Genomic DNA, 11,606 nt, shown 5'->3' on the forward strand with positions numbered 1-11,606 from the left:
CACCCCCTAATCCAGTTTACTGTGATCCATCATCCGGAATTGAACAACTGCCAATATTCCTAATACCACAGCAATAATAAAGGAAAGTGCTGCGGAATAACCAAATTCACCTGTACTAAATGCCTTATAATACATCCAGGTCAGCACACTTTCTGTTTTATGTCCTGGATTTCCATCTGTGATCATTTTAATCGATGTAAACACATTAAATCCACCAATGGTGAGCATTACCAGTGCAAACAGGATCGTTCCTTTTATGGAAGGAATTGTCACATAGATAAATTGGGCAATGGTTCCGGCACCATCTAATGCTGCAGACTCATATAAGTCTCTTGGAACAGTCTGTAAAGCAGCTAAAAAGACTACCATATTCCAGCCGATTCCCTTCCAGGTTCCCAAAAGCATTGCAACGCTCATGCCGCCCCACCGACTGTCCAGCCAATGGATGTTTCCACTGGTCAGATGTATTACTTTGGTAAGAAAATAGTTCAGCAATCCTTCCGTGTTAAAAACATACTTGAACACTAAGGATGCAATTACCCATGAAGTAATAACGGGAAGGTAATATGCTACTCGATAACTAATGGAAAATTTATTAATATTGTTTATGAGCATTGCGATCAGAAGTCCAAGTATCATTTGTGCTGGTACTGTTACCAATGTATACACAATGGAATTCGAAAATGCCAGATGAAAATATGGATCCGTTAAAACCTCTTTATAATTGGCAAATCCGATGAACTCCTGATCAAACATAGAGCCAAAATCCCATTTGAAAAAGCTTGTGATAAATAATTTTACGATTGGATAAATGGTAAAGAATCCAAAAATCAAAATACCTGGAAGGAGAAGAAATCCAATCTGGATATTTTGGCTTTTCTTTGTTTTCATACAATCCCTCCCGTTAACTTAAGAATCTGTTCTATTATTCTTCTGCTAATAAAGCGTCTACTTTTTCTGCCAGTTCATCCATGGCGTCCTGTGCGCTCTTTTCATCATTCATAACAGCGCTTACAGCAGTTGCCAGTTCGCTGTCGATTTCAGACCAGCAGGATACGGTAGGTCTGGATTCTGCGGATTTAATAGCCTCGATAAATGGTGCAAAATCAGCATTTTTTACGGTATCGCTTTCGAGAGTAGCTTTATTTACCGGAATCTGGCTGCATTTTGCCATTTCTTCCTGCGCAAACTCACCAGTCATAAATTTCATGAATTTCCATGCAGCATCTTTGTTTGCCGTATTAAACATGGAAATATCCTCGCCACCAAGAACAGAATGGGAACCGCCCTCGCCTTCTGGCATTGGAGCTGTTGCGTATTCAAAATCCGGATATGAGCCTTCCATTTCAGAGATTTTCCACGGACCATCCATGATCATGGCATATCTTCCAGTTCCAAAACCATCCGTCATTGGGATATCTCCACTGTTCCAGCCAGTGATTGCACCTTCTTTATACAGATCCGCAAGTGTCTGGATTGCATTTACGGTTTCAGCGCTGTTTAAGTATCCGGTAGCCTTGGTCTGATCCTCATTGGTTATGGAACCACCCATGCTCCAGATAAACGGACATAAATTCCATCCTGCTAATGCTGGTTCATCATAGCCCCAGATCTGCTGGCCATTTTCATTTTCGCCCGCCAGCTTCTTGCAGTCCTCTATAAATTCATCCATAGTAGTCGGCGCAGAAAGTCCGGCATCTTTGAAGGCCTTTACATTGTAAAACAGTATTTTCGTATTTGTATTTAACGCAAGTCCGTAAGTATCCTGTCCAATCTGAGCGGTACTCATTGCACTTTCCAGAAGACCGTCCGCTACCTCCTGATAATCACCCATCTCCTGGTTCAGAGGTCAATGCTAGCAATATAGTGTCAACTTAAGCCAGTTATATTGGCTCATCTGTTCCTTGAAAACTAAATAGTAAAAATATACAATTTTGTGCGACAAATATCGGCACTATATACACTTGACAAAGTGGCCAAAATTTGCGGCGAAGCCTTTTGAATATACACTTTCAGGAGGTACGCTATGAATTATTCTGATTTAATTACCCTTATTTTGACACAACTGCGAACCCACGTTAATTCAGACCAGTTTCTTGAGCAGTTCCGACGCTCAAAAGCATTTGTAAGACACCGCAAGCTTACATTAAAGCAGGTAGTTGCCTATCTTATCTATTCCAAAAAGCGCTCAATGGATATTGAATTGTCCGCACTTCAACGGCAGATTCCTGACATCGAGTTTCCCGATGTTTCACGACAGGCAGTCTCCAAAGCCAGGCGCGGCATCCTGCCAGATCTTTTCAAGGAACTTTTTGATGAACAGGTTGAAACTGTATACAAACATGCCGCTTGTTCAAAAAGCTGGTTTGGATACCGTGTTTTCGCTGTTGATGGATCTACGCTGGAGATCCCATTATCCAACGACACATCCTCTGAATTTGGAACGATTACAAGCTGTAATAACCAGGATATTTGCTGGGTGGAGGGTCTTCTTTCCACTATCTATGATGTCTTTCTTGATCAGATAGTCGATGGGCAGATATATACAAAAGGAACTGGAGAGCGTGATCCTTCGAGGGAACATTGGACCAGGTTACATGAATTAAATCTTGCCCAGAATGCACTGCTCGTCTTTGACCGTGGTTATTATTCAAAAGAATTATACGAGGATCTGGTTTCTGATGGCTGTCATGTTCTGATGCGTTTAAACAAGGGGAATCATCTTACCCGGTTAGGCTCTGATGATTTTTCATGGACTGCTGCTTCAGCAGATGGCAAACCGGTCCTTTACCGAATTGTAAGAGTACCACTGCCAGAACAATCAAACGAGGAAGCGGAATATCTGGTCACTAATATCACAGATCCGTCTATTTCTCCTGCATTGCTTTATAACCTTTATTTTGAAAGATGGAATATCGAAACAAAATACCGGGAACTCAAGGAATGGTGGGAACTGGAAGAATTCACAGGAACAAGCTGTAATTCCATTGAGCAGGAATTATACATAAACCTGTTGTTCTCCAATCTTGCTGCGCTTGTTAAAACAGAAGCAGACAGCATAGTAAAACAGAAAGCATTTATCAAAAACAAGTGGGCCTACCAGTCAAAACGGACTTTCATTATCGGTGAGGTAAAAGCCCTGGTGCCACAATTACTTTTTATGTCCATAGAAATTCTGCCAGTCATTACAAATCTGATCCTAAAAGCATCAAAAAAGCGTTCACAGATTCATCCTGGCAGATGCTATGAACGCTCTAAAAAGAATAGAGACCGAAAACATCTTCGCACAAGAAAATCGGTACTCTAACTCCTACACAAGAGAAGACCATTTTTAAAGGCCTATCCCGTATAGGTCTGTTTAACTATACCATAAATCCGGCAATAAGGCGAGATACTATTTTTACTATTTAGTTTTCAAGGAGCGAAATTAAATAAGCAGAATCATAACGATTTTAAGTTGACACTATATTGCTAGCATTGGGTTCAGAGGTACTAAAATTCCCATTTTTTCAAATTCAGGTACCCAGGCACTGTCGAGTCGTGCTACATCTGGAAGGGTTTCGGATTTGGCACTTATCAGGATTTTTTCATGAAGGTCTGACCATTCATGGGAAACTGCATTTACCTTAATGTCAGGATTTTCTTTTTCAAACTCAGGGATCAAAACATCATTCAATGTCTCATTTTCGGCAGACTGTTCGCTGTAATGATGCCAGAAATTGATGGTAACCTCTTCTGCATAACAGGGTGCTGCACCTAATGCTGTTACACACATTGCTGCTGATAAAATGGTAAATAACTTACTGCTTTTTCTCATTTTTCATTCCTCCTGTTTTAAAATGATGCCTTCAAATGCTCTCAATGATAACTTTAAAGCTCCCTGGCAGGAAATCATGTCTTCATTAAAATATCCTGCGTTTACCCGCTTTTCTGCCTGATAACTTTTTCCTGTCAATAAATCTTTGTACTCTGCAATCTTAAGAACGGGAAGCCGCACTTCAGTCGCTTCTTCTGCCACATTAATGAGTACATAAATTTGTTGGTTGTCTGACTGGCATAAATACCCGTATGTCATCTTTTCACATACAAGTGGTACAATGTTTCCTGTTCTTAAACATGGATTCTTTTTTCGGATACGGATTATTTTTTTGTAAAAAGATAATACATCTGCATTCTGTTTTGCGGGGTTCCATTCCATGCATCTTCTGCAATCGGGATCATTGTCACCATTTAAGCCAATTTCATCACCGTAATAGATGCTTGGAGCCCCTGGGAAACACATCTGGAACAAAGCGGCCAGTTTCAAACGGCGAATATCACCGCTGCAATTCCATAAAAATCGTTCCGTATCATGGCTGTCCAACGGCTGGAAAAGCGCCTGCCTGATTTCTTCCGGATAATGGGAACGCATCTGGCAAATTCTGTGGTTAAACATTTTTGCATCAATGCTGCCCCTGGCAAGAAAATCCCTCACACTATCCCGGAATACATAATTCATGATACTGTCTACGGATTTTTCATCCAGCAAGGAAAATCCATCTCCCCATGTTTCTCCCAAAAGGAGACAATCCGGATACGCTGACTTAATCCGATATCTGATTCTTGTCCACAAAGAGGGATCGATTTCATCTGCGACATCTAAGCGCCATCCATCAATATGATACTCGTTCAGCCAGAAGACCATCACATTGTAAATATAGGCCTGTACTTCCGGATTTGCCGTATTCAGTTTTGGCATATATCCATAGTCCCCGACACACTCATAAACTGCATCTGTTTCCGATACTTCTACAGGAAATTTTCTGATATAAAACCAGTCACAATACCTGGATAATTCCTGTTTTTCAAGTATGTCCTGAAAGGGAGCGAAATGTATGCCACAGTGATTGAATACCCCATCAAGAACGATTTTTATCCCATATTTATGACAGGTTTCAACCAGTTCCTGAAATGTTTCCTTTGTTCCGAAAGAAGGATCAATCTCCAAATAATCCGTTGTAGCATATTTGTGATTAAAATCCCCTTTGAATATGGGATTCAGATACAGGCATTCCACTCCAAGAGAATTCAGGTATTCCAGATTTTTCAGAATTCCGGAGAGATCGCCTCCCATATAATTCTCTCTGTTAGGTGCTGTTCCCCATTCCTGACAGCCAGAAGGATCATTAGAAGAATCCCCATTAGCAAAGCGTTCCGGGAAAATCTGATAATAAATAACTCCTTTTGCCCATTCAGGAACTTTTAAAACATTAGTTTCATTCGCATAGAGGAATTCATAAAATCCATCTTCTGGTTCGTTTTCACTGGTTTCCCATGCATTCTGGAAATAAATCTTTCCTGCGGTGTCAGTTAATCTAAAGTAATATTTCAAATACCTTAACGTATCTTCTGTAATCACTTCTACTGTAAAATGATCTCTCACACCATCTCTAGTAACACGCTGCATAAGGTAACTGCTGATCTTCTTTGGTGAAGTTCTTGGAAAAATCAGCAATTCGCAGGTTCTAATATCACCTGCAGCGGCATGTATCGTCACCACCAATTTCTTTCTGCTGGCAAGATACACATCCGGATAGCCTGCATGATGTTGTACTGCCGGTATATTCATTTTTTCTCCAATTCTGCATTGGTTTTGATATCCTCACTCTATTATACCTTTCGAGTAGACAACCTAGGAATCAACTCAGTTGAAATTAGGTTCTCTCTTTGTATAAAGTTTTGATCTTTTATCTTATTTATCAAAACCTCTGCTGCCATTTCCCCAAGCTTGTAAGTATCGATATCCACTACAGTGAGCGGCGGATCCATATATTCTGCAAAGGGATAATTATCAAAAGTTACAACTCCAATTTCTGTGGGTACCTGCTTTCCAAGTTTTTTCAATGCCTGCAGAATCTGAAAGGCAATTATATTGTTGGAGCATAAAAATGCATCTACATGTTTATGTTCTGTTGACTCTATAATTTTTCTTTCCAATTCTTCTTCATTCTTTTCCTTAAAAATAATACAGGTATTTTTTCCCTCCAGAGCTTTCTCATAACCCTGGATCCTTCGTTTGGTAAACATGGCTTCCAGATCATCTGCCACATAAGCAATTTTTCGATAGCCGCATTTAAGTAAATGCTCGACTGCTTTTACGCCTCCCTGGAGATTATCCATATCTACCCAGTTCATGGTTCCATTTTTCTCTGATGTTTCTCCCATTACCACCCATGGAATGTTTTCATTTCTCAGGGCTGATAAAATATTCTGGTTCAAGTCTGACGCAGTCAAAATTAATCCATCAACTCTGTGTCCAAAAATGAGCTCGCATGCAGGAGAACTTTTTTCTTCCACATCATTTGTGATCAGAAGACTGTATCCATTTCTCTGTGCTACTTTTTCCATTGCATAAACACTTCGCGTGAAAAAGGTATTGGCAAATGCATTTTCATTATCTGCATCTACCACCAGCCCGATCGTAAGGGACTTTCCTTTCGCAAGGTTTCGTGCAAGGCTGTTTGGATGATAATTAAGCTCTTTCATTGCTTTATAAACTTTATTTTTCATCTCATCTGAAATTGGTGCAGTTCCATTGATCACTCTTGATACAGTAGATTGAGAAACTCCCACTTTTTTTGCGATATCATTTAACGTTGCCCCCATATACATCCTCCCTGATATAAGATTATTCTTTTGATCTTTATATGATTCTTTACATTATCCGTGTTGTTGGTGTCATTATTATAACCTTATATCAGATATTATGCAAGCGGTTGCATTCCATGGTAAAAAAATAATTTTCTTGTGAAAACCTCCTTCCATTCACGCATTATGCAAGCGGTTGCATAATGTGATTTAATATATGCGCTTCCTTTATGAAAGCGCTTGCATTAACTATGCTTTAGTAATACCACTTATTATTAGAAATGTCAATTAAATTTTAAAAGGAATTGATATTTTGTATATTACATACAAAAATTTGTTCTGATTTTTATAACATTATCGTTTTAATATATAGTATTATGGCCTTATATGCTTAGCTGATTCAGCTGGTTTGATTGCTTTTTCAACTGCAGATTTTAATTTCGATTTTATATTTTTTAACATCGTTATATCTGTAATGTTTCCTTCAACAGTAAAATCAATGGCTCTTTTATTCTAATTGTCTCCCTTTATCCCAGCATAATGTGCAAAGCCGATATCCTGATATTCATAATGACAACGTTGAAATGCTTGAACACATGCAGTTTCATTTTGTCCAAGTTGTTGCAGAAATTGCATAATCTCTTGAGTTTCCATTTATAAAAGGCAAGCCTAAAAAAGACCTGCCTTTTTATATTTTATTATTTTTTACAGTGCATATAATTTCTACCGATGTACTTCTTAATATGCTTATAATTTATATTCTTTATAAAGCTCCTCACGATACTCTTCATCCTCAGAGGCCTTCTCTGCATCCGAATAACGTTTGTTCTTCAGAAGAATATTCATAAGTGTTCCTAAACGGTTTTCAGCTTTTTTTCGCCTTTTTTTTCGCCTTTTTTTATACCATTTTCCTCGGCATAGGAAATCATACTTAACATATCAGCCACCTCCTTTTGTCGGACCGGTTTATCAGAGTCCGGAATATATGATAATACTTTTTCCTGATTACCTGAAAACAATCCATATAAAAAATCAACGAGTCCTTTTTGATCTTGATTTTCTCCGCCAAGTCTTACGATGATTATTTCTATAAGGTCTGCTTCGGCAGTATTAATCTTGATATCTGGTCTTTGTTCAATTTGCACATTCCCATTTATTACGTCCATTTTAAACCATTAGTACACCATTTTTTCATCAAGATACGATAAATTACGATAAAATACGATAAGTACAAAATTCCCCAAAGCCGCACAAATACTGTATTTTCGGGCTTTTCTGCCTTTCCGTATGATAAGGTTTATTATTTTGCACAACTTTATCCATAAACGCAGAGAATCCCCGCCTAAAGGCGGAGGATTCTCCATATCATTCATATTTCCAATCGGTTCCAAGTCAATGCTTGTAAGGTCAAAATCACCGGTCAGAAGAAAATATCAGATATCCTTTTCACAATTTCACCAATCACATTTATTACGGTCTTTGTTACGAGCACGAATCAAGTCAGGTACAATACCGAAACGTCTTATCTGTTAAAATCCTTGCAAAGATTAGTCCAAGCGGAAGCGATGCAATGATCAGAAGCGCAGCTGCAAACCAGGATGCAGAAACGGATAAGGACATGATTCCAAGGTTATAAAATCCACGGTATAAATAAAGCCCCGGTACCATGACCACAATGGAAGGCACTGTCACGGAAATCCTTGGATAACCCACCTTATTTTTCAAAAGGGAGGCAAGAAGTCCGGCTGTAAGTGCCCCTATAAATGCAGCTACTGCCGGAGGTAAAGCTACGAGATCCACCAGTTCAAGACGGAGGGTATTTGCAATTGCACCAAGTACTGCCGTAGAACAGGCAATCCTGACTGGGCTGTTAAACATGATAGAAAAACCGAACACGCCGAAAAAGCTTGCAGCAAGCCGTGTGAGGATCCACATTGCAGCAGACATACGGATCTTTATGAAATCCACTGGCTGCAGGTGAAGGAGCATAGCCATGATCCAGGCAGACATGGTGGCTACCAGAACAATGATCAGTGCATAAGTGAGCCTTTCCATGCCAGAACGCATATCCAGCTTTGCCAGGTCAATTCCGCTGGTAATAAAGGGAAAACCAGGGATGATAAAAAGCATGGCACAGATATATCCTGCTTCATGCTGAATGGAAATCCCAAACAGGATTTCCCCTAATTTCAAAAGTCTTGCATATACAAAGCATGCCAGAGAAACCGAGGAAACAATTCCAAGAAACAGGGTAAAATGATGCTTTGTTAATTTACAGCGAAAGAAATTTCCAAGTCCTGCGCCAACAAAAGCACAGAACATTTCTACCAGTCCTCCGCCCAGAAGAAAGGTAAATCCACAGCATGCAATGGCGGCAGCCAGCCCCAGGGCTACCGGGGAATAAAGGCCATGAATTCTTTCAATCTCATCCAGATAGCTATGAAGCTCTTCCCCGGACATATTTTTCCCCTCTGTTTCAAAATCGCGGATAAAATGCTCCAGCCGGTTCAGCTTTGACGTATTCACCCCTGTATTGGTAAGACATAACGACTGGGTAAATCCGTTTTCCCCATCAAAACAGGTGTACTCAATGGACATCAGCCCGATATCTGTGGTGCAGGTAATCCCCATCGCTTCCGCCAGGGCATTCATAGAGCTTCGGACTCTCCATGCTCCAGTTCCACAGGATAAAAACATAATCCCTACACGTCCTATAATGGAAGCCTTTTCCGTGATGCTCGCATTTATAACGGGAGTATTTTTGCCATTTTCATCGGTGTATTCATGCCACTCCACGTCCATGTGATTTTTTCTGACCCTCTCCAACTGCATAAAGCCACTTCCTTCAAAAAAGTCTCATTATAATTTCAGGCTGTCATTTCCAGCCTGTTCCATCATCCGTTCCCTGCAGGCAAGAACGATTCCATCAATTTCCTCCATGCGCTGAAGCATTTTCTTCTCAAACTCATGGATAGGAAGGAGAACGCCAAGCTCATCAAAGGGTTTATCGGGACTTTCTTTTTTTATACCGGTCTCCTGTCCATAGAATACGACGGCATGCGGTGCTGCCTGCTGGATTTCCTGGAAAGTCTTCCATACAACGGCATAAGTCTGGGCTTCTGTAAGACCCAGCTTACAGGTATCCGGGAGTGCATAAAGGATCAAGATTCCACGCTGGCGTTCTTCTTTTTCTTCTTTAATTTCCAGTCCGTCCGTGTAAGAATGTACAATGTCATATCCATCTGCAAGGTAAAGCCCGGACCTGGGTACACACTCATGCCTGTCAAATGTCTCTTTAAATTTTTCGTATTCATGAGCGGAAACCATCTTCCCTGCTTCTGGAAGAAGCTCTCCTTCCACATTAGTAAGAAGAACCGGGTTCTCTCCTGCTTTTCCATGGAATTTTCTTGGAATCAGATAGGCTTCGCGGAGCAGATCAAACATACTTTTTCCACACAATTCCAGAAGAAGAGCACTTACATCCCCGTTCTGGTAAGCGTGAAAGAGTACCTGCAAAAAGTGGTCCGGATCCTCATCCACCAGCATATGTTCATCATCCAGATATTGGTAAAACACTTTCCGAAGCCTTCCTGATGCCTCCGGGGAAGCCAGGATTCTGGAAAAAATATCTTCTACAGCTTGTTCTCTTGGTAAAACTGTTTTCATACTAAAACGCCTCTTTTTCTGTTTGGATCATAATGAGAACTGTACCTGTCTCTTTTCGGGAGGGATTATAGCATTGTTATAGTCATACCGCAATAGGATGAGAGATTTCTTTTTCATATCATATTTTTATGTCTGCCATATCACAGACCGTTGTAAGTGTTTTCCATTATAAGTTTCCATGAAATAAAATTTGTGAAAAATACCGTATCTTATCATCGGTCCCCCAGCAGGTCATTCCCACCGCATCTGCCATTTCCTGGGCATCAACACAGTAGGCGGACAGGCAGGAATAGTGCCTGTAAGGACCAGCGGACATGATCAGCAGGTCGGTATTTCCAGATTCCATTATTTTAGAGGCCAACTGTTCGGTGAGTTTATTGTGCGCAAGCTTCGCCATTTTATAGTCCATATCCTTACTTTGTATCGTCTGTAGAATAAGCGCTTTTTCATAGGCAAATACCCTTTGTTTCATAGTTTCTACCGTTCCGCATTCAGGTGGACATGCTGGATTTACGTTGTAACATCCACACTGATTTTCTTCACAAAACTTTCGGTATTCCGGTTTGAATACGAGTTTTTTTGTGTCCATGATTGCCGTATTTGAAAAACCAAGTTTTTTCGCTTCTTTTATGTAATCCATAAAGTACTTTCTCCAAGTTTTTTCTAATTACCAAAATTTTTTCCATACGCTGTTTTTATACATGCCCTAATAGAATGGTATTTTTTAATTCCCTTGCCGCAGCTCCCATAGGATGCTGGCTGTCATACACCAGGCAGATCTGGCGCTCCGGTATTTCATCTTTTAATGGAATCTGTACGATCTCTTTTTTCAAAAGGGAAGGTGCGGCCATCGGCTGGGGCAAAAAGGCAAGCCCAAGCTCGCATTTTACCAGAGGCAGAATCTGGTCCGCAGTGGCAGCTTCCGTATCCGGGGAAAGATCCAGACCATTTGATAAAAATACACTGTTGTAGAATTTATAGGTCATAGTTTCCCGCCCAAGAGAAATCAGCGGATAGTTCTTTACCTCCCGAAGGGAAAGCTCCTGACTGCTAAGGGCGGTAAAAGTAGTGCCTCCAACCAGAATCTCCTGAAACGGCATGAGCATGATCTGTTTCAATGGGAAATCCACCTCTGCCGGAGTGGAAACTACTGCAAAATCAATCTTTCCACTCTTAACTGATTCAATGGCTTCCGGTGTGGAATGGTTGTATAGCCTTAGCCGGATTCCAGGATAAGTCATGTGAAAACTTTTTAATTTATCCAGCAGGAAAATATTGAGGGCAGTTTCACTGGCACCGATGGCTACACTTCC

Annotated in this window: 11 protein-coding genes; 1 reads left to right on the forward strand and 10 read right to left on the reverse strand. The window is 40.5% G+C overall.

The window, feature by feature from the left end; translation table 11 throughout:
* Window positions 1–6 precede the first annotated feature (6 nt).
* Window positions 7–891, reverse strand: coding sequence for a carbohydrate ABC transporter permease (locus AB5170_RS14540; protein WP_368361966.1), 885 nt, complete (start codon window positions 889–891; stop codon window positions 7–9).
* Window positions 892–925: 34 nt separating this feature from the next.
* Window positions 926–1,834, reverse strand: coding sequence for an extracellular solute-binding protein (locus AB5170_RS14545; protein WP_368361967.1), 909 nt, complete (start codon window positions 1,832–1,834; stop codon window positions 926–928).
* A 192-nt stretch (window positions 1,835–2,026) separates the two neighbouring features.
* Here AB5170_RS14545 and AB5170_RS14550 point away from each other — a divergent pair, with 192 nt between their 5' ends.
* Window positions 2,027–3,307: an IS4 family transposase gene (locus AB5170_RS14550; RefSeq protein WP_055052401.1), complete on the forward strand. Its 1,281-nt coding sequence runs from the start codon at window positions 2,027–2,029 to the stop codon at window positions 3,305–3,307.
* Window positions 3,308–3,463: 156 nt separating this feature from the next.
* Here AB5170_RS14550 and AB5170_RS14555 read toward each other — a convergent pair whose 3' ends face one another.
* The 8 genes from AB5170_RS14555 to AB5170_RS14590 form a co-directional block, all read right to left on the reverse strand.
* Window positions 3,464–3,817, reverse strand: a complete 354-nt coding sequence (locus tag AB5170_RS14555) for an extracellular solute-binding protein (RefSeq protein ID WP_368361968.1) — start codon at window positions 3,815–3,817, stop codon at window positions 3,464–3,466.
* 3 nt (window positions 3,818–3,820) lie between these two features.
* Window positions 3,821–5,608 carry a glycoside hydrolase family 13 protein gene (locus tag AB5170_RS14560; RefSeq protein WP_368361969.1) on the reverse strand — a complete coding sequence of 596 codons (1,788 nt, stop codon included), beginning with the start codon at window positions 5,606–5,608 and terminating at the stop codon, window positions 3,821–3,823.
* 41 nt (window positions 5,609–5,649) lie between these two features.
* Complete coding sequence (locus tag AB5170_RS14565; protein WP_195478312.1) at window positions 5,650–6,645, reverse strand: LacI family DNA-binding transcriptional regulator; 996 nt, start codon at window positions 6,643–6,645, stop codon at window positions 5,650–5,652.
* Window positions 6,646–7,481: 836 nt separating this feature from the next.
* Window positions 7,482–7,793 (reverse strand): hypothetical protein, encoded by a 312-nt coding sequence (locus AB5170_RS14570; protein WP_368365085.1) that lies wholly within the window; start codon window positions 7,791–7,793, stop codon window positions 7,482–7,484.
* Between the two features lie 334 nt (window positions 7,794–8,127).
* Window positions 8,128–9,459: a threonine/serine exporter ThrE family protein gene (locus AB5170_RS14575; RefSeq protein WP_173770449.1), complete on the reverse strand. Its 1,332-nt coding sequence runs from the start codon at window positions 9,457–9,459 to the stop codon at window positions 8,128–8,130.
* Between the two features lie 27 nt (window positions 9,460–9,486).
* Complete coding sequence (locus AB5170_RS14580; protein WP_173717572.1) at window positions 9,487–10,293, reverse strand: DUF4866 domain-containing protein; 807 nt, start codon at window positions 10,291–10,293, stop codon at window positions 9,487–9,489.
* 166 nt (window positions 10,294–10,459) lie between these two features.
* Window positions 10,460–10,933 (reverse strand): DUF2284 domain-containing protein, encoded by a 474-nt coding sequence (locus AB5170_RS14585; RefSeq protein ID WP_118583164.1) that lies wholly within the window; start codon window positions 10,931–10,933, stop codon window positions 10,460–10,462.
* 55 nt (window positions 10,934–10,988) lie between these two features.
* Window positions 10,989–11,606: LysR family transcriptional regulator substrate-binding protein (locus AB5170_RS14590; RefSeq protein ID WP_368365086.1), on the reverse strand; the 618-nt coding region annotated here is incomplete at its 5' end.

This window comes from Ruminococcus sp. RTP21484sp1_RTP21281st1_A8_RTP21281_210402 (assembly GCF_040914025.1).
Taxonomy (GTDB): Bacteria; Bacillota; Clostridia; order Lachnospirales; family Lachnospiraceae; genus Blautia_A; species Blautia_A faecis.